This window comes from Gaoshiqia sediminis, from assembly GCF_025907915.1.
GTDB lineage: Bacteria > Bacteroidota > Bacteroidia > Bacteroidales > Prolixibacteraceae > Gaoshiqia > Gaoshiqia sediminis.
Genome location: NZ_JAPAAF010000004.1, coordinates 200,816 through 221,924 on the forward strand (window position 1 = coordinate 200,816; position 21,109 = coordinate 221,924).

The 21,109-nt window shown below is 46.7% G+C and carries 15 protein-coding genes; 12 read left to right on the forward strand and 3 right to left on the reverse strand.

Annotated elements, in window-relative coordinates; translation table 11 throughout:
• Positions 1 to 184 precede the first annotated feature (184 nt).
• The 3 genes from N2K84_RS04890 to N2K84_RS04900 are packed head-to-tail and all read left to right on the forward strand — an operon-like array spanning position 185 to position 4,815.
• The gene (locus N2K84_RS04890; protein ID WP_282590662.1) at positions 185 to 1,864 is read left to right on the forward strand and encodes an alanine/glycine:cation symporter family protein; all 1,680 of its coding nucleotides are present in this window, start codon (positions 185 to 187) and stop codon (positions 1,862 to 1,864) included.
• A gap of 21 nt (positions 1,865 to 1,885) precedes the next feature.
• Positions 1,886 to 2,275 carry a response regulator gene (locus N2K84_RS04895; protein WP_282590663.1) on the forward strand — a complete coding sequence of 130 codons (390 nt, stop codon included), beginning with the start codon at positions 1,886 to 1,888 and terminating at the stop codon, positions 2,273 to 2,275.
• 53 nt (positions 2,276 to 2,328) lie between these two features.
• Positions 2,329 to 4,815 (forward strand): endonuclease MutS2, encoded by a 2,487-nt coding sequence (locus N2K84_RS04900; RefSeq protein WP_282590664.1) that lies wholly within the window; start codon positions 2,329 to 2,331, stop codon positions 4,813 to 4,815.
• 453 nt (positions 4,816 to 5,268) lie between these two features.
• Here the strand turns inward: N2K84_RS04900 and N2K84_RS04905 are convergent, their stop codons facing one another.
• Positions 5,269 to 6,636, reverse strand: a complete 1,368-nt coding sequence (locus tag N2K84_RS04905) for a sodium:solute symporter family protein (RefSeq protein WP_282590665.1) — start codon at positions 6,634 to 6,636, stop codon at positions 5,269 to 5,271.
• Between the two features lie 113 nt (positions 6,637 to 6,749).
• Here N2K84_RS04905 and N2K84_RS04910 point away from each other — a divergent pair, with 113 nt between their 5' ends.
• From N2K84_RS04910 to N2K84_RS04920, 3 genes are all read left to right on the forward strand, one after another.
• Entirely contained in the window at positions 6,750 to 8,360 is a 1,611-nt protein-coding gene (locus N2K84_RS04910) for a thiamine pyrophosphate-dependent enzyme (protein WP_282590666.1), read from the forward strand.
• An 11-nt stretch (positions 8,361 to 8,371) separates the two neighbouring features.
• The gene (locus N2K84_RS04915) at positions 8,372 to 8,953 is read left to right on the forward strand and encodes an indolepyruvate oxidoreductase subunit beta (protein WP_282590667.1); all 582 of its coding nucleotides are present in this window, start codon (positions 8,372 to 8,374) and stop codon (positions 8,951 to 8,953) included.
• Between the two features lie 174 nt (positions 8,954 to 9,127).
• On the forward strand, positions 9,128 to 10,360 hold the full coding sequence (locus tag N2K84_RS04920) for a nucleoside recognition domain-containing protein (RefSeq protein WP_282590668.1): 1,233 nt from the start codon (positions 9,128 to 9,130) through the stop codon (positions 10,358 to 10,360).
• 10 nt (positions 10,361 to 10,370) lie between these two features.
• Here the strand turns inward: N2K84_RS04920 and N2K84_RS04925 are convergent, their stop codons facing one another.
• Together N2K84_RS04925 and kdsA are read right to left on the reverse strand one after the other, a co-directional pair.
• On the reverse strand, positions 10,371 to 10,784 hold the full coding sequence (locus N2K84_RS04925; RefSeq protein WP_282590669.1) for a Dabb family protein: 414 nt from the start codon (positions 10,782 to 10,784) through the stop codon (positions 10,371 to 10,373).
• Between the two features lie 18 nt (positions 10,785 to 10,802).
• Entirely contained in the window at positions 10,803 to 11,609 is an 807-nt protein-coding gene (kdsA, locus tag N2K84_RS04930; protein ID WP_282590670.1) for a 3-deoxy-8-phosphooctulonate synthase, read from the reverse strand.
• Positions 11,610 to 12,143: 534 nt separating this feature from the next.
• On the opposite strand from kdsA, the gene N2K84_RS04935 reads away from it, so the two are divergent.
• The 6 genes from N2K84_RS04935 (at position 12,144) to N2K84_RS04960 (ending at position 21,037) form a co-directional block, all read left to right on the forward strand.
• Complete coding sequence (locus tag N2K84_RS04935) at positions 12,144 to 12,884, forward strand: sensor histidine kinase (RefSeq protein WP_282590671.1); 741 nt, start codon at positions 12,144 to 12,146, stop codon at positions 12,882 to 12,884.
• Positions 12,874 to 13,959: a response regulator gene (locus N2K84_RS04940; protein ID WP_282590672.1), complete on the forward strand. Its 1,086-nt coding sequence runs from the start codon at positions 12,874 to 12,876 to the stop codon at positions 13,957 to 13,959. Before N2K84_RS04935 ends, N2K84_RS04940 begins: the two co-directional genes overlap by 11 nt.
• Before the next feature lie 259 nt (positions 13,960 to 14,218).
• A complete protein-coding gene (locus N2K84_RS04945) occupies positions 14,219 to 14,758 on the forward strand; it encodes an RNA polymerase sigma factor (RefSeq protein WP_282590673.1) in 540 nt (179 codons plus the stop codon).
• 135 nt (positions 14,759 to 14,893) lie between these two features.
• Complete coding sequence (locus N2K84_RS04950) at positions 14,894 to 15,886, forward strand: FecR family protein (RefSeq protein ID WP_282590674.1); 993 nt, start codon at positions 14,894 to 14,896, stop codon at positions 15,884 to 15,886.
• Between the two features lie 177 nt (positions 15,887 to 16,063).
• On the forward strand, positions 16,064 to 19,423 hold the full coding sequence (locus N2K84_RS04955) for a TonB-dependent receptor (protein WP_282590675.1): 3,360 nt from the start codon (positions 16,064 to 16,066) through the stop codon (positions 19,421 to 19,423).
• Between the two features lie 12 nt (positions 19,424 to 19,435).
• Positions 19,436 to 21,037: a RagB/SusD family nutrient uptake outer membrane protein gene (locus N2K84_RS04960; RefSeq protein WP_282590676.1), complete on the forward strand. Its 1,602-nt coding sequence runs from the start codon at positions 19,436 to 19,438 to the stop codon at positions 21,035 to 21,037.
• Positions 21,038 to 21,109: the final 72 nt, after the last annotated feature.

The following is a 21,109-nucleotide window of genomic DNA, read 5'->3' on the forward strand; positions in this document are numbered from 1 at the left end:
AATAGGCAAAAACCAATTCATAATGTTGATTTGTTTTTGAATTTTCAGTAAAAAAATAGGCCAGGTTCAGGAGTCGTTTTTTATTTTATGTTACTAATCGGTTGGTTTGTGGATAAAATGTTTTATTTATTTGGTCTTCAAAAAAACTAAATTGTATTTTAGGCTGGCAAATTAAACGGGGCTTATGAATAATTTAAACGGATTTCTTTCGGTAATTGATGGTTACATTGGGGGTAGCGATTGGTTTGTGTACTTGCTTTTGGGAACGGGCCTGTTTTTTACCCTTTATCTGAAGTTTCCGCAGTTCCGTTACCTGAAACATGCCTTACGAATTGTGCGCGGAAAGTTTGACCGCGAAGGCGATGTTGGGGATACATCCCATTTCCAGGCGCTTACCACGGCGCTTTCGGGAACAGTAGGCACGGGTAACATTGCCGGGGTGGCCCTTGCCATTCATCTGGGTGGTCCTGCTGCCTTGTTTTGGATGTTGGTGACTGCCATGCTGGGGATGACCACCAAATTTGTTGAAGTTACCCTTTCGCATAAATACCGTGAGAAAACGGATGATGGCACGATGGCCGGGGGGCCGATGTATTACATGAAAAACCGGCTCAACCTGAAATGGTTGGCCGTTATTTTTGCGGTGGCCACGGTTTTCTCCTCGTTTGGCACAGGCAGTTTGCCCCAGGTCAATTCGATTTCCAATTCCATGTTTACCACGTTCGGGATTAATAAGGTGCTTACCGGTGCTGTGCTGGCTCTGCTGTTGGGATTTGTGATTATTGGCGGGATTAAGCGCATAGCCAAAGTTACCTCGAGACTGGTTCCGCTGATGGCTTTCATCTATTTGACGGGGGCGCTGGCGGTAATCTTGTATAACTACGAAAATATTGTTCCGTCATTTATAGCCATCTTTCGCGATGTATTGACCGGAACGGCTGCTGTTGGCGGTTTTTTGGGGGCTGGGTTTTCATTTGCCTTTAACCGGGGGGTGAACCGGGGATTGTTTTCCAATGAAGCTGGCCAGGGGTCTGCACCCATTGCCCACGCTGCCGCCCGGGCACACGAACCGGTTTCGGAAGGGCTGGTTGCCCTGCTCGAACCGTTTATCGATACCATCATTATCTGTATGCTTACCGGGTTGGTCATTCTTTCGTCGGGTGTGTGGACCGAAAAAATCGATAACCGGTTTCAGAATGCTGACATGCAAATATTGGCTTCCCAATATGATGACGGGCAACAAGAAGATCGGGAAGACTTGCATGATTTTTTGCTCGGAAGGAAAGATTTGCCCTTATTTTCGGGCGATCTGGAGGTTATTGGGGGAGTTATTCAGGATGAAGTTACCGTGTTGCATGCCCGGTCGGTGGCCGAGCACGTGACGGTTTTATCGGGCGAAATGCTCTATTCGGGAACTGTGACTGTTCAAAATGGGACGCCGGTGAATCAAGGTCCGGTGGCTTTTCAGGGAAAATCGCTGATTCACAGTGCACCCCTCACTACTTTTGCCTTTACGAAAAGCTGGCTGGGCAACCGGGGCAGTTATATTGTGGCCATTGGCTTGTTGCTGTTTGCTTTTTCCACGGCTATTTCCTGGTCATATTACGGCGATCGTGCTGTTACTTTTTTGTTCGGATCGAAAGCGGTTTTCTATTACCGCGTGGTGTATGTCCTGGGGTTTTTCCTGGCGTCGTTTACGGATACGACGATTATCTGGACATTTTCAGGAATTACTATTGCGCTGATGACTATTCCGAATTTAATCGGTATATTGTTGCTGCGAAAAGAAATGAAATCGGAAGTGAAAAGTTTTTGGCAGGAGTATGCCGTGCGGTTCCCCGGTGAAAAAGTTCCTGTTGATTAATAATTTACACTAAACTTTAGTATGTTGACGGATTATTCAAACTTGAGTTTGCTGGTTGTGGACGATAGCCCGATCAATCACCGGGTGGTGACTTTGTCGTTACGGGGTCGCTTTCAGGAGATCGACAGCGCCTTTAACGGATTGGAGGCTTTTGAAAAATTCAGGCAAAAACCCTATGATATCATTTTGATGGATGCCATGATGCCGGTGATGAACGGTTGCGAATCGACCCTGGTTATCCGGTTGTTTGAGAAGGAGCAGGGCTTCGATAAAAAGGCCTGCATCATTGCCATGACTGCCAGCGATGGCGATGCCGATATCGACCGTTGCCTGAAATGCGGCATGGATGCTTATCTGGGCAAGCCATTTTTGGCGAACCAATTTCTGCGGATCTTGGAAGAAATGTTTTAAGCGCTGGCATTTACCGGCACTTCTTTCTATTTTTGCCCCGGCAAAAAACGACTATGGCAAAAATTTATCCGGATAATTTCGAAACAAAAATTGGATTTGACCGAATCCGTGAACTGATCAAAGGGAGTTGTCTCAGTACCCTGGGAAAAGACAAGGTGGATGAAATTACTTTTCTGACGCATCCCGGGCGCTTGCTTTTTGAACTTTCGGCAACCGAGGAATTCTCCAAATTGATTATCGAAAACGATACTTTCCCCACCAATTATTATTTCGACCTGCGGCCAGCCCTTTCAAAAATTAAAACTGAAGGGCGTTTTCTGGAAGTACAGGAACTGTTCGATCTGAAACGGTCGCTGGAAACCATCATGGCCATCGTTCGCTTTTTGACCAATCAAAAGGATGAAACGTTCCCCACGCTAAAAAAACTGCTGGAGCAGGTGAAGGTTTTCCCGTATGTGAAAGAACGCATCGATCAGATTTTGTCGCCCTACGGAAAGATCAAAGATTCGGCATCGCCCGAGCTGGGGCGCATCCGCCGGGAGTTGCTGGCCAAGCAGAACAATGTTTCCAAACGCCTGCACAGCATCCTGAAGCAAGCCCAGCGCGACGGACTGATTGATGACGATGCCAGCATTTCAATTCGCGACGGACGGCCGGTAATCCCGATTTCTTCGGCGGTAAAGCGCAAACTGAACGGGATTGTGCACGACGAGTCGGCCACCGGGAAAACCGCCTATGTGGAGCCGGCCGAGGTGGTGGAGCTGAACAACGAAATCCGCGAACTGGAATACGCCGAAAAACGGGAGATTGTCAAAATCCTGGTCGAATTTTCGAATGATATCCGACCGTATTTGACCGAATTGATGGGGCAATACGAATTTTTGGGTACCATTGATTTTATCCGGGCCAAAGCTCAACTGGGCAACCGCATGGGCGCCATCAAACCGAGGATTGACCTGTACGGCCAGCTGGAGTGGAACAAAGCCGTTCACCCGCTGCTGAAATTCAACCTCGAAAAAGAGAAGCGGACAGTGGTGCCCCTGGATATCTGCCTCACCCGTGAAAAACATATTTTGCTGATTTCCGGCCCTAACGCCGGTGGAAAATCGGTGTGCCTGAAAACGGTTGGCTTGCTGCAATACATGTTGCAGTGCGGTTTGCTCATCCCGGTTGACGAAACCAGTCGTGCCGGTATTTTCGACCAGCTGTTTATCGATATCGGCGACGAGCAATCTATCGAAAACGACCTGAGTACCTACAGTTCGCATTTGATGAACATGAAGTTCTTCCTGAAAAACGCGAACGACAACACGCTGATCCTGATCGACGAATTTGGTACCGGTACCGAACCCATGTTGGGGGGCGCCATTGCCGAAGCCATTTTGGACCAGCTGAACCAGATGGGCGCTTTTGGGGTGATCACCACCCATTACACCAACCTGAAACATTTTGCCTCGTCGGCCGAGGGCATTGAGAATGGAGCCATGATGTACGATTCGCACCGTATGGAGCCGCTATTCCAGCTACAGATTGGCAAGCCCGGCAGTTCGTTTGCCTTCGAGATTGCCCGCAAGATCGGGATGCCCGAAATCATTTTGGAGGAAGCCACGAACAAGATCGGCAAGGACCACATCAACTTCGACAAGCACTTGCGCGACATTTTGCGCGACAAACGATACTGGGAGTCCAAGCGCCAGCGCATCCGGCAGGTGGAGAAAGGCTTGGATGAAATTTCTTCCAAATACGAAGTTGACCTGAAGAAGCTGAACGAACAGCGCAAGCAAATCCTGGAAGAAGCCAAGGCCGAGGCCGAAAAAATCCTGTCCGAAGCCAACAAAAAGGTAGAAAACACCATCCGCGAAATCCGCGAGAGTCAGGCAGAAAAGGAGAAAACGCGCGCCATTCGTAAAGAACTGGAAACGTTTAAGGAAGAAGTGGTGCAGGCCGATACGGAACAGGATGAATGGATCAGGCGCAAGATTGAAAAGCTGAAGCAAAAGCAAAACCGCCGAAAAGAAAAGAAAGAAGCTGTCCCGGTGAAAAAGCAGGTAGCGGCCCCCAACGAAAAGAAAGAACTGGCGCCGGGCGACATGGTTAAAATTGAAGGACAATCGACCATTGGCGAGGTGCTGGAAGTGGGCGAGAAGACGGTGGTGGTGGCATTCGGGCAGCTACGTACCTCGGTGGACCGCAAAAAGCTGGAGGTGGTGAGCAACAACGAGGCCAAACGCGAAATGCGCGGGTTGAACCGCACCAAGTCTAATATCAATAAAAACATTTCCGAGCGCAAACTTACCTTCAAGCCCGACATCGATATTCGCGGCCAGCGCGCCGAAGAGGCCATTTCGAACATCCAGGCGTTTATCGACGAGGCCATCATGCTCGATGTACACGAGCTGCGCATTTTGCACGGCAAAGGAAACGGCATCCTGAAGGAAGTTATCCGCAGCTTTCTGAAAGCCGATCCCGCCGTCCGTTCCTTCCGCGACGAGCACGTCCAGTTTGGCGGCTCCGGCATTACCATTGTCGAGTTGGGGTAAGTGAACCGCCTTCCCCGGGTACTTCTTCCTGCAAAGCCGGAGACGGGGTGGTGGTTTCTGCCAAGCATTCCGTTCTGACACATTCAAAACACTCTGGATTTTTTAAACCGGCTATCATCGCAAAATCGGTTTCGTACCATGCAAACACGGCAACTATCGATGCAATGAAGGTTTCGAACTGTGCAGTGGAGGCGCCTATCGGTGCAAACTTTCTTTCGAAGTATTGAATTTTACTTTCTTTCGATGCCGTGGAGGTTTCGAACTATGCAAAGGACAGTTCTATCTGTGCAGAAACGTTGCCGAACAAGTGAATTCTATTGGCTATCTATGCAGCGTGGATTTCGAACCATGCAAACAAGTTTTCTATCTGTTCGGTGAGAAACCTTCGAACGGTTTGGATGATCCGCCGGGCAGCACGAGGCCACAGGGCAAATGACAAAACTGGTTAGCTCATCATTTAGCGGGTTCTTCTTCTTTGTTAACGGGATTGAAGACAAATGGAATCTTCAGTATGATGAAGTTGATGGCAAAGGCCGAAACAATTACCCAGTTTCCCCAACTCATCCCCAAATTGGAAACCAGGATTTTCCCGGTAAGGGCTATGGTGCCGCCAATAATCATGGCTGGGATACTCAGCTTTTTATTGATTTTTATATCCGCCAGCGCTGCGATCAGCGGGACGATAAATGCCCCGGAGTAAAAGGCCAGCGCCAGCAAAAGGGTGCCAATGATCGATGTCACTTTCAAGGCAATCACCATGCTGGCCAAGCCGACAAGCACGATGAACAGGCGGGTTTCGTTCAGCGATTTCCGGTTGTCGATGTCGGGGTTGAACAGTTCGCTCAACATCATGGAGGCAGTCAGCAACGTGGTATCGGCCGACGAAAGTACGGCTGAAAGCAGGGCCGCCGCCATCAGTCCCACAACCCATTCGGGCAGGTAAAAGTCAATCAGTTCCATTAAGGCAACCGAGCTGTGAAGTTGTTCATACGGCAGGTTTTCGGTGGCGAAAACGCCCAGGTAAGTCGGCAAAAAGGCAAACGGGATGAGGATGGAAGCCACGATCAGGATGCTTTTACGGGCCGTGTTTTCATCGCGTGCGCAAAATACGCGCGAATAAATATCGGGGCCTACCACAAAGGTACTCGAAAAGGTGAGGAACAGGATGAACAGGTCAACCGGGCTGAATTGGACATTGAACGGGAAAGACGACGCGATGGGCGTGGTGTGTGTACCGTGTTCGAAATACAAAAAGATGCCCGAGAAAAGAATCCCCAACAGGATGATGATGGCCTGAAGGAAGTCGGTTTTCAGGATCGACACCTGGCCGCCAATCAGCGTGTAGGCAATAAACACCGCGCCCGACAACCAAACGCCGTTTTCGTACGAAAGCCCGAAGATGCTGACCAATATTTTTGAAGCGGCAATTACCTGGGCTGCTACGATACCGGTCCAGGCCAGCGGAATGATCACGGAGGCGGACTTTCGGGCCGTTTCGCCGTAAAAGCGGCCAATCATGTCGGTGAGGGTGAATTTGCCAAGTTGGTTTACTTTCTTTACCAACGGAAGCAGCAGCCACAGCCCGGCCGAGGCGGCCAGCAGGTACCAGGCCGCCGCCCAGCTTTGTGTCATGGCGAGGTTGGCCGTACCTAAAATGGCCGATCCTCCCAGAATGGAGGCCAGCAAACTGCCCGAAATCTGTAGGATTCCGTTCCGCTTTCCGGCAACGAAATAATCCACCGGCGATTTGATCCGAAAGGCGGAATATACCCCAATCAGCAATAGTACGAGTCCGTATGTGGCGAGAATGGCGATCTTCATATTGATTCGGCAAAAATAGGAAAAAGAATAGGGTTGAAGCTGACAATTTATATTGTTTCTAAGTGGCAGGATGCTAATTTTGGGTGCGCAAAAACAAACCAATAAATTATTCCATGCAAAAGAATTTATTACTGGGCGTTGAAGCAATCGGGCAGGGAGCTATTGATGGCGGCATGTCGGGCGTGTATGCCTATCCCGGGACACCTTCAACCGAAATCACCGAATACATACAGGAAAACCCGTTGGCGGAAGAGCGGAACATTCATCGAAAATGGTCGGCCAATGAAAAGACGGCATACGAAACTGCCCTGGGCATGAGCTATGCCGGGAAACGCGCGATGGCCTGCATGAAACATGTAGGGCTGAACGTGGCTGCCGATGCTTTCATCAATTCCTCTATTACCGGGGTGAACGGCGGATTGATTCTGACCGTGGCAGACGACCCGTCGATGCATTCGTCGCAGAATGAACAGGATTCGCGTTTTTACGGGCAGTTTGCCATGATACCTGTGCTGGAACCATCGAATCAGCAGGAGGCCTACGATATGGCGCGCGAAGGTTTTGCACTTTCGGAAGAAACCGGGGTGCCGGTGATGCTGCGGATTACTACCCGTTTGGCCCATTCGCGATCCGGGGTTGTGCGCAAGGATGTTTTGCCTGAAAATGAGCTGCTATTACCAACTGATCCGCTTCAGTTTGTGTTGCTGCCAGGCATTGCCCGCCGTCGCTACAAAGGGTTGCTGGGAAAACAACAACTGCTGAACGAATTGTCTGATTCGTCGAAATACAATCAATATATTGACGGGAAAGAAAAAAGCCTGGGCATTGTGTGCTGTGGGATTGCCTACAATTACTTGCTCGAAAATTACAAAGACAGCGTGTGTCCATATCCGGTGGTCAAAATTTCGCAATACCCCATCCCCGAAAAAATGATGAAAAAGCTGGATGCCGATTGCGACGAAATTTTAGTACTGGAAGAAGGCTATCCGTTGGTGGAAGAACACCTGAAAGGGTTCTTTGCTAAAGGAACACCGATTAAGGGGCGTCTTGACGGCACCTTGCCCCGCGATGGCGAACTGAACCCCGACCATGTTGCTAAAGCGCTAGGACGCGAAGTATATGAAGGTATTCCGGTTCCGTCGATTGTGGCCAACCGTCCGCCTGCCCTTTGCCAGGGGTGCGGTCACATGGACGCCTATAATGCCATGAACGAAGTGTTGGCCGAGTTTGGCCGCGGACGTGTGTTTTCGGATATTGGCTGTTACACGCTTGGGGCGCTTCCGCCATTCGAAACCATTAACTCGTGCGTGGACATGGGGGCATCGATCACGATGGCCAAGGGCGCTGCCGATGCCGGTCTGATTCCTGCTGTTGCCGTTATCGGCGATTCTACGTTTGCCCATTCAGGGATCACAGGTTTGCTGGATGCTGTAAATGAAAATGCCAACATCACGATTGTGATTTCGGATAACGAATCGGTTTCGATGACGGGTGGGCAGGATTCGTCGGCTTACGGCAAAATTGAAAGTATTTGCGCTGGCGTTGGGGTCGATCCGGACCATATCCGGGTGATTGTCCCCTTGAAGAAGAACCACGAAGAAATGGTGAAAATGTTCCGCGAAGAGCTGGCATACGAAGGCGTTTCGGTTATCATTCCGCGCAGGGAATGCATCCAACGCGCCAGTCGCCGCAAACGAAACATCAGCCGTCAAGCAAACCATTAAAATTGAAAAACATGAAGTCAGATATCATTTTGGCCGGCGTTGGCGGCCAGGGAATTTTGTCTATAGCAGCCGTGTTGGGAATGGCTGCCCTGAAAGAGAATTTGCACTTGAAACAAGCAGAAACGCATGGGATGAGCCAGCGGGGCGGGGCCGTGGTGTCGCACCTGCGTATCTCTGACCAGCCCATTGCTTCGGATTTGATTCAGCTTGGCACCGCCGATCTGATCCTGTCGGTTGAGCCGATGGAGTCGTTGCGCTACTTGCCGTTTCTTTCCGCAAAGGGCTATTTGGTCACCAACACCAATCCATTTATTAATATCCCGAATTACCCGGACGTGGAACAGGTACTGGCCGAAGTTGGCAAGCTACCCCGCTTTGTGGCCATCGATGCCGACCAGATTGCCAAAGAAGTTGGTAACGTTCGCGCGTCGAACATGGTGATGCTGGGCGCAGCTTCACCCTTTATCGATTTGGAATTTTCGAAGCTGGAAGATGGCATTCGTACTATTTTTGAGCGGAAGGGAGAAGCTATCGTTGAATTGAATTTAGCGGCATTACGCGCCGGGCGCAGCTTCGCCGAAAAAAATATGTAAGACTGTTTTTTTTTTTTTTTTGATAATCAGAACGGGAGCGAGAGATCGTTCCCGTTTTAGTTGGTATTCTATGACCGAAAAAGGGAATATGTCGATAATAACAGATGGCAGGAAAAAATAGAATATCCGCGTTTTTTTGTAGTTTCACCTTTCATAAACCGTTTGCATCTTCCTATGGCATTAAATTACATCTGGGTATTTTTCTTTCTGATTGCTTTTGTTGTTGGTTTGGTAAAGCTGATTTTTTTGGGCGATACCCAAATTTTCCCGGACATGGTCAGTTCGACCTTCGACATGGCAAAAACCGGCTTCGAAATTTCGTTGGGCCTCACCGGTGTGCTTACCTTGTGGATGGGCATCATGAAAATTGGTGAGGACGGGGGAGTGGTGAAGGTTTTTTCCCGGTTGGTTGGTCCGTTCTTTCGGAAACTTTTCCCGGAACTTGGTGAAAATCACCCGGCACACGCGTCCATTATGATGAACATTGCCGCCAACATGCTGAACCTGGACAATGCAGCCACGCCCATGGGATTGAAAGCCATGCAGGAAATGCAGGAAACCAATGTCAACAAGAAGGTGGCCTCCAATGCGCAAATCATGTTTTTGGTGCTGAATACCTCCGGGCTGACCTTGCTGCCCATCAGTATCATGGTTTATCGGGCGCAGTTGGGGGCAGTCAACCCAAGTGATATTTTCATCCCGATTATGCTGGCTACCTATTTTTCGACTCTCGCTGGACTGATTGCGGTGGCTTGGCATCAGAAAATTAATTTGTTGGATAAAACCATCCTGTCATATTTGGGCGGCATTACGGCCGTGATAGTGGGCATCATCTGGTATTTCTCGGTGTTGGACAAGGACCAGATTACGACAATCTCAAACGTGGCCAGCAACCTGATTTTATTTTCGGTGATTGTATTGTTCATTTTGCTGGGCCTTCGGAAAAAGATCAACATCTACGAAGCCTTTATTGACGGTGCGAAAGACGGGTTTAGAACGGCCGTAAAAATCATTCCTTACCTGATTGCCATTTTGGTGGCCATTGGCGTTTTTCGGGCCTCCGGCGCTATGGACTGGTTTATCGACGGTGTTGCCTGGAGTATGCAACAGTTGGGGGTGAATACCGACTTTATCGGTGCGCTCCCCACCGCACTGATGAAACCATTGAGTGGAAGCGGCGCACGCGGCATGATGGTGGATGCCATGAACACGTATGGCGCCGATTCGTTTGTGGGGCGGGTGGCCAGTACCGTGCAGGGCGCCACGGATACTACTTTCTATATATTAGCCGTCTATTTTGGTTCGGTGGGAATAAAGAAAACCCGCCATGCGCTGGCATGCGGGCTAATTGCAGATTTTGTGGGTATTGTTGCGGCCATCCTGATGGCTTACCTGTTCTTTTATTAATGCGAAAGGATTAATTCATGGCATCGTACACGATCACTTTTTTCCACAAATCGCCATACTCTTCCACAAACTTCAAATGTGTGGGATGAATCTGATAGCTGTCCTGGTCGGCCTCATTCTCGAAAATAGCCATGTAAGAATAGGTAAACGAATCATCCACCACCTCGCGAGGCGATTGGACAGGTTTGCCAACATGGCTCAACTTTATCTCCGGGATGGTCAGCAACAGGTTGATGCCTTCTTCAAAGCGTTTGCAGTCGGCTTCGCTGTCCGGGTTTTTCAGCCAGAAAAAAACATGGTGCACCAAGCCTTTATCAATGGTGATTTTCAGCTCGGAAGCTTCGGCCTTTTTTGCGAAGACTGAAAGGCCCAGAAAGCCGGCACCAGCCAGGGCTTGTTTTACGAAGTTGCGTCGGTTTTTCATCCTGTTGGGTTTTATGGGTTATAGTGAATCGACCGTTTTTTTCAGCTTGACGAGTTTTGTGAGCAAGTCCTCCAGCAAATCCAGACGCAGCATGTTGGCGCCGTCCGACTTGGCAATGGCTGGGTTGGGATGGGTTTCAATAAAAATGCCATCGGCGCCAACGGCAATGCCTGCTTTGGCGATTGTTTCAATCAATTCGGGTTTGCCTCCGGTAACGCCGCTGCTTTGGTTGGGCTGCTGCAGCGAATGGGTAATGTCGAGAATGACCGGACAATTATTCTTTTTCATTTCCGGGATGCCACGGTAGTCAACCACCAGGTCTTGGTAGCCAAACGTTGTTCCGCGCTCGGTGAGCATCACGCGCTCGTTTCCGCTTTCGCGAACCTTGTCAACGGCAAATTGCATGGATTCGGGCGCCAGAAACTGGCCTTTTTTTATGTTGATCACTTTGCCGGTTTCGGCAGCAGCAATCAGTAAATCGGTTTGCCGGCAAAGAAAGGCCGGAATTTGAAGTACATCAACATATTTTGCTGCCAGGCTTGCTTCGGCTGCCGAGTGAATGTCGGTAACCGTGGGAATGCCAAATTTTTCACCTACCGCTTTCAAAATGCCCAGCGCTTTTTCATCCCCAATCCCGGTAAACGAATCCAATCGGGAGCGGTTGGCTTTTCGGTACGATCCTTTAAAAACAAAGGGAATATGCAATTTCTGGCTGATGGCATTTATCTTCTCAGCAATCTCAAAAGCCATTTCTTCTCCCTCAATAACACATGGGCCTGCCAGTAGTATAAAGTTTTCGCCTGAATATTTTATTTTAGGAATCATCGTTATTTTTTTGACGAAGATACGAATTGAAAAAATATTTCTTTACATCGGTGGAAATTGATATGTAAATTAATCTGCCGTCAGGTTAAACAAGGGGCCTGTGGTTTTTGTTAAAATACGGATCGTTTACTAACATTTATGGAAACCGAAGCTAGTGTTGAGTTAAGCTTAAAATAGCGGTCGTCATGCTGAATTTATTTCAGCATCGCATTCTATAGCAACAGATTCCGAAACAAGTTCGGAATGACATTCCGTCATTAGAGGCTTAACGCAACACTAGCTTTACCGGTACTGTTTTCGCGAAAAATTGCATTAAAATATGGAATGTATTCTCATTTTACGGATTGACACATAATGCACCCTTTCAATAATTGAATGGAAGCAACTGGAACGATTTTCAGGAACCTAACCAACCGGAGGCGTTGTTCGGGTTTCAATAAGAAAATCATACTACGCTTAAAAATTTTATTCAAACAGTAGGAATATTTCACGAAATGGCCTTAATTTTAGCTCAGTAATTGCGATTAATTAAATATGACCGAGGAACCCAAAGAGACGTTTTCATTGGCTCAAAATCCCCCTGATAACGGTTTAGAGTTCGAATCCAGCAAGCAAATTATCAGCTCAATTTCACATGAGCTGCGTACTCCGCTTGCCATAATCAGCTCAAACATTCAGTTGCTGAAGAAGTTTAGCTATGGGCTCGACAGTAAGATGGTGCGGGAAACATTCTCCTTGTGTGAAGAGGCTGTTGGGGCGATGACCAATTTCATCGAGGACATCCATTTTTTGAATGTTTCAAACAAAGGTCAACTTAAAGCGGTTTTCCAAAATGTTGAGCTGGAGCCTTTTTTTAAGGAATTTGTTGACCGTATTTCGGATTCGGATTTTAACCGGAAGCGAATACATGTGGAAACTACGTTGGAAGTTCCGTATATTTGTTGCGATAAACACCTGCTATTTAAAGTTTTGGCTAAATTAATGGATAATGCGTTGAAATTTTCTGGTGAGCGGGTAGATTTTACCGTATCTTCCAGCCATAATGGATTGATTGCAGAGGTGGCTGACCAGGGAGTAGGAATCCCACCGGAGGAAATATCAGCGATCTATGAGCCCTTTAAAAGGTGTGCAAATGTTAGGATGATTACCGGTTGTGGATTAGGACTTGCCATTGCGAAAAAATGTACCGATGCATTGAACGGGGAAATTGAAGTGGCAAGTGAGCTGGGGAAGGGTACAAGGTTTAAAATTAAAATTCCGGACCATGAGTGTTAAAAGAATATTGGTTATTGAAGATGATGTCTTGCTGGCAAAAACACTTCGAAATGTGTTGATGGCAGACGGATATAAAGCTTATGTGGCAAATTCGGGGGCTGAGGGGATACAGAAGGCCTATGAACTTGCACCCGATTTGATTTTATGCGATATCAACATGACCCCAATTGATGGTTATCAGGTTTTTAATATTCTCAACGACAGTTCAATAACCAATAAAATACCGTTCATTTTCATTACCGGAAAGTCGGATATTGAAGATATCCGGTTGGGTATGGAACTGGGTGTGGATGACTACATTGTGAAACCTTTCAGCAATGATGAGCTGTTGAAATCCATAAAGGTCCGCCTGGCCAAATATGAGAAACTCGTCAATATGGGCAAGAGTGATTACAACGCTCTGGTTGAACTTTCGCCCAATGGCATTTTCCTTTTCGATGGTGAAACAATATACGAAATCAACCAGGCCTTTTCGGTGATGACTGGTCTCAGTGCCGATGATTTGAAGAAAGTGACTTTTAAAAACCTGGTTGATGAAAAAACGTACAGCTCCATTCAGCCCCGTATCCAGAAATGCACCAGCGGATTATTGAAAAGTTTTGATGACCAGATTAACCTGATTACCCCAAACCGCTCCTTCAACGAATGTAAATTGTACATCACGACCAGTCATAAATACAACGGTTTTACCTTGCTGATCGGATTACTTGCACCGGCAGAAACCAGCAAGCCGGTTGATCATTCCGAGTACGACCGGTTGGTAAGTATTCTCTCCGAAGAAAAGGTCGATATCAGCGGAGATTTGGCACTGAAACTTCAAACGGTTTTTCATTTTCCGTCGGTTAAGCCGGTTGGTGAAAGCAAGCCTCTGATTGAAAATATATTTTCAAAACGGGAGCAGGAAGTGCTGAAATTATCCTGCAAAGGCCTCCCGATTAAAATTATTGCCGATGAACTGTGTATTTCGGACCGGACAGTGGAAAAACACCGGGCCAGTCTGATGGAAAAAACCGGCTCCAAAAATATTGTCGAAGTGATTATTTATGCACTCAAGAATGACTTGATTGACCTTTAAAACAACGTATTTCGGTTTTATTATTTTGGAATCGATTAGTATGATTTAAAGGATATCTGTCAATAATGCTCAACCTGTGTTGGGCTTTTTTTTTGAAATTTCGAAAGCAATTATTTTACTGCGAAAATAGTGAACTGCCAACAAATATTTCAAAATGTATTTGTGACATTAATTCCGGTATTTAAAGAAAAAATGGAGTTTTAGTCTGTTTTTTCAACTACGTTTGTGTATCATTGCAGAGCGTCAAGACACACACGGCATGGATCGAACCGATGAGCAACTTTTTCAACAGATCAGGGATGATGATTATTTTAGCTATAATCAATTGTTTATGCGCTACTACGCCAGGTTGTGCGCCTTTGTGTACGAATATCTCCAGGATGAAGCGGTTGCCGAAGATCTGATTCAAGATCTCTTCCTGAAATTATGGGCAGAGCGCAAACGGATTGAAATCCGTGAGCGGGTGATCTCCTACCTGTATAAAGCCTCGCGGAATGCTGCTCTGAATCATCTCCGGTCTGAAAAAAATAGACAGAAAGCAATTAACACGCTGCCATTGACTGAAAGCCAACCGGAAGATGAATTTACCGATTTTGACGAATTTGTAGTTCAGTTGCAGGCTTGTATTGATGAATTGCCGGACAGGAGCAAGCAGGTTTTTGTGATGAGCCGGATAGATGGCTTTAAGCTTGCCGAAATCTCGGAGAAACTGGGCATATCCGTAAAAACCATTAAAAACCAAATCTGGAAATCGATGCAATATTTGCGTTCCTGCCTGAAACAGAAAAATGTTCTGTAATTAACTGAAAATCTGTATTTAAAGCTTTTTTAATTTCAGCTCGCGAAGATTCTTCCCTTTTATTTTATAAATAAATCAATTTTTGGATAGGACTTTTTATAGGGTGCTGTGTCATACCTGTAAAAAGCCAAAATAATGGACGAGCAAAGAAAATTGGGTGAGCAACTGATCGATCATTTCGATGCAACAGATGGTGGGACAGGTAAACTTAGTCCGGAATTAGACACATGGATACAATCTTCGCCCGAGAACAAAAAAACATTTCGGGATATGCTCCGCATTTGGCGGGGAGCAAATTACCTGGCCAAATCACGTGAGTTTGACACACAAAGCGCCTGGCAAGACGTTGATCGGCAAATCAGTGGGCGGCAACGAAAAAAGCAACAGGTTTACAGCTTGGTTTTTGCCCTTTCAGGTATGGCTGCCACCTTGTTGATTGTTATCGGGCTCCAGTTTTATTTTTCAATTTTTTCCGGCAATCCGGTTTCATTAGCTGCTTCCACTGCTTACGGAAGTCGTACCGAAATTACCCTGCCCGACGGGACAGCCGTTCATATGAATGCGGGTTCATCTATTTCCTATCAACGAAACGCTTCGAACCGACAGCGGCAGGTCTTGTTCTCGGGTGAAGGCTTTTTTGACGTGGCCAAAAGCAATCAGCCATTTGTGATTACCACTGGCGATGGCATGAAATTAAAAGTACTGGGAACAAAATTTAACCTGCAAGCCTACCCGGGTGACGCCATTAACCAAACCGCATTGATAGAAGGGAAAGTTGAATTGCAGGTTGAAGGTGGTCATACGCTCACGCTGTTGCCAGGCCAAACAGCCAGCTTCGAAAAAAATGGGAAAACGCTAAACCTGGTTCAGAGCGAAATGGCACAAGTGCTGAGTTGGATGGAAAATAAACTGTACATGGACAATATGCCTCTGGGTGAAGTCTGCAAAAGGCTGGAACGCTGGTACGATGTCCGGATCGAAATCCAGGATAAAATGCTTTCCGGTTCAATACACTACAGTGGCGTACTGAATGAAGAAACCATTATCGATGTGCTGGATGCGCTTTGTGCATTGAGCGAAATCCAATACACGATGAAAGGAAAAAACATTATTATCACTAAAAAATAATTGCCTATGAGTAACTGAAAAAACGGGAAATGTTCCCGCATTCCCCGTTTTGCAATCTTCCAACCTAATGCGCTAACATTAGCTTGATTTATTAACTAATTACACAACAAACTTATGAAAAAAAATTATGAATCCGGGAGAGGTATATGCCTTATTCCACAAAAGCTTTGGCGAATTATGAAGCTGACCGTTTTTTTCCTGATTGTTTTTGCCGTACATGTTTCGGCAACAGTCTATTCTCAAAACACACGCTTGTCGCTATCCATGCAGAATAGCACCATAAAGGATGTTTTGCACCAAATCGAATTGCAAAGTGAGTATCGATTTATCTATACAAACGAAACTATCAACCTGGACCGGAAAGTTGATTTGCAAATTCAGAATAAGCAGGTGGAGATGGTTTTGGATGAATTGTTTAAAAATGAAGGCATCAAATACCGGATTACCGACAACAATCTGATTATCATCAATCCGTTGAACCGGGAAGAACAGGCTGAGTTTAGGCGCCAAGCCTTGATGCAACAGGAAATCTCGGTTAAAGGACAAGTGACTGATGGGATCGGACAACCGCTTCCGGGAGTTACAGTGGTATTAAAAGGCGAAACTATCGGGACAATTACTGATGTAAACGGGAATTATTTTCTGGATAAAGTTCCCGGTAATGCAGTACTGGTTTTCTCTTTTGTTGGTATGAAATCTCAGGAAGTTGAAGTTATGGGACGGCAGGAAATCAGCCTTACACTTGAGGAGGAAACCATTGGTCTGGAAGAAGTCGTGGCCATTGGTTATGGCGTTCAGCGAAAAAGCGATCTCACCGGCGCCATCTCGCAGGTAAAAGCCACCGACATGGAAAACCGCACCATTACCCGGCCCGAACAGGCATTGCAGGGAAAAACAGCCGGGGTGCAAATTATTCAAACCTCGGGCGCGCCCGGGGCAAGCGCTACCGTGCGCATTCGTGGATATAGTACCAATGCTTCATCCGATCCGCTTTATGTGGTTGACGGGCTGCGTACAACAGACATAGGTTCCATCGACCCAAATAATATCGAGTCTATGGAGGTATTAAAAGATGCTGCTTCGGCTGCCATTTACGGTGCACAGGCTGGCAACGGGGTGGTGCTGATTACCACAAAGAAAGGTAAAAAAGGGGCAGGCAAAATTTCGTATGACTTTCAATATGTATCCAACCAACTCAACCGCATACCGGAGGTGATGAATGCCAGTGAGTACATTAATTATATGACAGAAGGTAACCACATTACACCCGGGGAAATCAACTCGGTTTGGGATGAGACAACGGATACGGATTGGGTAGATGTTGCTTTCGAAAATTCGCTGATGCAAAAACATAACCTGAGTTTTCAGGGTGGAAATGAGCGTGGCTCGTACAACCTGTCGCTTTCTTACCTCGACCAAAACGGTATTGTGCGTGGTGATAAAGATGTGTATTCGCGCATGACAGCCATGATTAACGGTGAGTACAACATCAACAATTGGTTAAAAGTGGGGACAACCAATGTGGTTGAACGCTGGAAAAGTAAATCGGTTTCCGAAAACTCTGAGTACGGTAGTTTGCTGGCTGCGGTATTGACCATGGACCCGCTTACACCAGCCTATTTTTCGGAAAATGATTTGCCGGATTATATGCAAAGCTACCTGAACTCGGGGAAAGTGCTTCTGCAAGATGAAACAGGCCGATACTACGGATTGTCCGAAATTTACAAGGCAGAGCAGGTACATCCGTTGCTCATGCGCGACCGCACGGATGCTGAATATCAGGGAGCTAATGTAATCGGAACCATTTATGCCGATTTTAAACCGTTCAAAAATTTCACAGTTACGTCTAAGTTGGGGTATCGTGGTTCATTCTTTGGCAGTTATAATTTCGATTACATCTATTATGCAAATGATGTAAATAAAAGTGATAACATCGGCGTAGGGCGTACCAACTCCAATAGTATTTATTATCAATGGGAAAATTTTGCCAATTATATGTATGATAAGGGTGATCATCACCTGACCGCCATGTTGGGGGTATCATATTCCGAGCCCTATTCAACTACCGTTACAGCCAGCGGAAATGCGATTACGAAAGATGATCCAATGTTCCGCGACCTGGATTATCTTTCGCCAACTGCCGCCAAGAGTATTTCCGGTGGATATTCCGACACGGGGCGCCAGTTCTCTTATTTTGGCCGTTTGAGTTACAATTTTGCCGATAAGTATCTTATTCAGGCTTCGCTACGGCGCGATGCCAGTGATTTGTCTATCCTTCCGGCCGAAAATCGTTGGGGAACTTTTCCGGCTGTTTCAACTGGCTATGTTATTTCAAACGAAGACTTTTTCCCAAAATCAACCCCGGTAAGTTTCATGAAGTTACGGGCCAGCTGGGGGCAAAATGGCAGTATTGGCCCGTTGGGCGGTTTTCGCTACAGGGCTTCAATCGGATCTGGTGGTAGCTATCCCTATTCCGATGAGATTGCCTACCAGGTAGCATCTTATCCCAGCACCCTGAGCAATCCCGAGTTGAAATGGGAAACGTCGGAGCAGCTCGACCTTGGTTTTGACTTGCGCGCATTCAACGACAGGTTAACCTTCTCATTCGACTATTTCGACAAAAAAACAAAAGATTTGCTGGTGGACACAACGCCGCCTTTTGAAACCGGTGTGAGCTCGGTTACTGTAAATGCAGGGAATGTGTCGAACAAAGGCCTTGAGTTTGAGTTAGGCTGGAGCGAACGGATCAACAATTTCAGTTACAGCATCCGGGGCAACCTGGCCACCCTAAAAAATAAAGTAACCTATCTCGATCCAACGATTTCACGCATTAATGGTGCCTCGTTCCACACGCAATCCGGCATTACTGTGTTTGAGCAGGGGTTTCCGGTCTGGTATATGCGGGGTTTCGAACTGGCAGATATTGATGATGCTTCAGGCGATCCGGTTTTTGTGGATCAATTAACTGTAGATACCGATAGCGACGGTAAACCTGATACAGCCGACGGAAGCATTACTGACGATGACAAAGTGATGCTGGGAAGCGGGATCCCCGATTTTACTTATGGGATTACCATTAGCGCCAGCTACAAAGGTTTTGACCTGGTTTTATTTGGAACCGGATCGGAAGGGAACGATATTTATAATGCCCTCACTCGTATTGACCGCCCGCGTGGAAATAAGTTGAAAATCTTTTACGACGATCGTTGGACAACCTCCAATACCGATGCCTCCAAGCCAAGGCCAAACGCTAATGGCGAAGATAAATACTGGATTAGCAGCGATGCTGTAATGGATGGTTCATTTTTCAAGGTAAAACAAATTCAACTGGGTTATACCTTGCCGAAGCATCTGAGCAAGAAATTGTATATGAGTAGTCTGAGGATTTATACTTCGTTGGATGATTGGTTTGTATTCACCAATTATCCGGGATTTGACCCTGAAGCATCGGCTGGCTCTACCTCATCGCTGGGTGTCGATAAAGGATCCTATCCCAATTCCAAGAAGGTCGTGTTTGGTGTTAATGTAACCTTTTAAAAATTGAAAATTATGAGAACAAAATTAATATACCTGATCGCTATCTTATTCAGCATGGGCTTTTTTACTGCTTGTGAAAGCCTGTTGGATGATGTGGAACAGCAAGGGAGCACTTCGATTGAAAATTTTTATCAAACGGATATAGATGCGGAAGAAGCCATTGCAGCTGTGTATCTTCAGTGGCGGAGCCAGGCGTATAACGATTTCTTCCTGAAAAATACACTTTCTGATGATATTTACTCAGGAGGTGGTGCACGGGGTGATAACTCTATTCTGGAGCAGCTGAGCGAATACCGGTTTTCCACTTCAAACTCAACCATGTCCGACTATTTTAGTGGACTTTATACCCTGATTTATAGATCAAACCTGGTGATCAACAATTTTACGGATGATACGGAGGCAAAACGCCGGGCTATAGCCGAAGCGAAAGTGGCGCGCGGATGGGCTTATTTCAACCTGGTAACTTTATGGGGCCCGGTTCCTTTTGTAACCAGCCAACTTACGCCAAGCGAGTACCAACAGCCAAACGGAACAATAAGCGAAATTTGGGCGCAAATTGAAACCGATTTGTCAGAAGCTGCCGCATCCGGGGTGTTGCCCGAAAAAGCAAGTGCAGCTGACAAATCTGTCGGTGGCAGGCTGACCAAGCAGGCAGCCCTTTCATTTTTGGGCAAGGCACAGGTTTTTCAGGGAAAATACAGCGATGCAGCCACCACCTTAAAGTCAGTTATCAATTCCGGCAAATATGAATTGATTGACAATTACGAAAATGTGCTCCGAAAAGTGGAAGATTTCGGCCCGGAAAACATTTTCGAAGTTAACTCGATAAACGATGGCGAAAATGCTTTTAACCAGGGAACAACTATTTTGGGCAATATGTACGGTTGGCGAAGCGACCGGCTCGACCTGAACGGATACTGGTTTGGGGCGCACGATTTGTATCCCGGAGGCTGGGGGTTTGCTAATCCCAGGGGAAATTTGTACGATGCTTTTGTTGAAATGGAAGGGACTGATGGTTACCGGCTGAATGCTACCATGAAATCCTATCACCAAGTAATGAATATCGGCGCTCCGGCAGCCCCGGTTACGGTGAATGCCGGTACCAGCCTTTATGGACACGAAGGTTATTTCAACTGGAAATGGCGATTCCTGGGATCCGAAGTTATTCCCAATTCGTGGGGGTTGGCTACCGATAATAACTACCGGATTATGCGTTATGCCGAAGTGCTTCTGCTGGCGGCGGAGGCCTGCCTGCTATCCGGCGACGACGATGGTGCCCTCAACTACATCAACCAAATTCGTACCCGGGCACAGTTACCTAACTTATCTGCTGTTACGTTGGACGACATTAAAAAGGAAAAACGGCTGGAATTGTGTATCGAGCAAATCAGATATCAGGATTTGGTGCGTTGGGGAGACGCCGTCACTGCCTTGGCAGAGCAGGGAAAGCAAGTTCCCGTTTTCTCAGGCTTGAACGAAGACGGAACGCACAATGTCAGCTTTCCCTATACAAATCCGGTTTATGGCTTTAAAGCAGGAAAACATGAGTTGCTGCCTTTCCCGGAGCATGAAATGAATGTGAATGATAATCTGGTTCAAAATCCAGGTTGGTAGTATCTTAATAATGAAAAGGCTGTTCCGGATATTTTCAGAAAAGAAGAATACTGAATTAGTATCCGGATCAGC

What these genes read in the sequence shown, in the direction of transcription:
- N2K84_RS04890 (WP_282590662.1), top strand. Translation starts at nt 185, where the DNA reads ATGAATAATTTAAACGGATTTCTTTCGGTAATTGATGGTTACATTGGG.
- N2K84_RS04895 (WP_282590663.1), top strand. Translation starts at nt 1,886, where the DNA reads ATGTTGACGGATTATTCAAACTTGAGTTTGCTGGTTGTGGACGATAGC.
- N2K84_RS04900 (WP_282590664.1), top strand. Translation starts at nt 2,329, where the DNA reads ATGGCAAAAATTTATCCGGATAATTTCGAAACAAAAATTGGATTTGAC.
- N2K84_RS04905 (WP_282590665.1), bottom strand. Translation starts at nt 6,636, where the DNA reads ATGAAGATCGCCATTCTCGCCACATACGGACTCGTACTATTGCTGATT.
- N2K84_RS04910 (WP_282590666.1), top strand. Translation starts at nt 6,750, where the DNA reads ATGCAAAAGAATTTATTACTGGGCGTTGAAGCAATCGGGCAGGGAGCT.
- N2K84_RS04915 (WP_282590667.1), top strand. Translation starts at nt 8,372, where the DNA reads ATGAAGTCAGATATCATTTTGGCCGGCGTTGGCGGCCAGGGAATTTTG.
- N2K84_RS04920 (WP_282590668.1), top strand. Translation starts at nt 9,128, where the DNA reads ATGGCATTAAATTACATCTGGGTATTTTTCTTTCTGATTGCTTTTGTT.
- N2K84_RS04925 (WP_282590669.1), bottom strand. Translation starts at nt 10,784, where the DNA reads ATGAAAAACCGACGCAACTTCGTAAAACAAGCCCTGGCTGGTGCCGGC.
- kdsA (WP_282590670.1), bottom strand. Translation starts at nt 11,609, where the DNA reads ATGATTCCTAAAATAAAATATTCAGGCGAAAACTTTATACTACTGGCA.
- N2K84_RS04935 (WP_282590671.1), top strand. Translation starts at nt 12,144, where the DNA reads ATGACCGAGGAACCCAAAGAGACGTTTTCATTGGCTCAAAATCCCCCT.
- N2K84_RS04940 (WP_282590672.1), top strand. Translation starts at nt 12,874, where the DNA reads ATGAGTGTTAAAAGAATATTGGTTATTGAAGATGATGTCTTGCTGGCA.
- N2K84_RS04945 (WP_282590673.1), top strand. Translation starts at nt 14,219, where the DNA reads ATGGATCGAACCGATGAGCAACTTTTTCAACAGATCAGGGATGATGAT.
- N2K84_RS04950 (WP_282590674.1), top strand. Translation starts at nt 14,894, where the DNA reads ATGGACGAGCAAAGAAAATTGGGTGAGCAACTGATCGATCATTTCGAT.
- N2K84_RS04955 (WP_282590675.1), top strand. Translation starts at nt 16,064, where the DNA reads ATGAAGCTGACCGTTTTTTTCCTGATTGTTTTTGCCGTACATGTTTCG.
- N2K84_RS04960 (WP_282590676.1), top strand. Translation starts at nt 19,436, where the DNA reads ATGAGAACAAAATTAATATACCTGATCGCTATCTTATTCAGCATGGGC.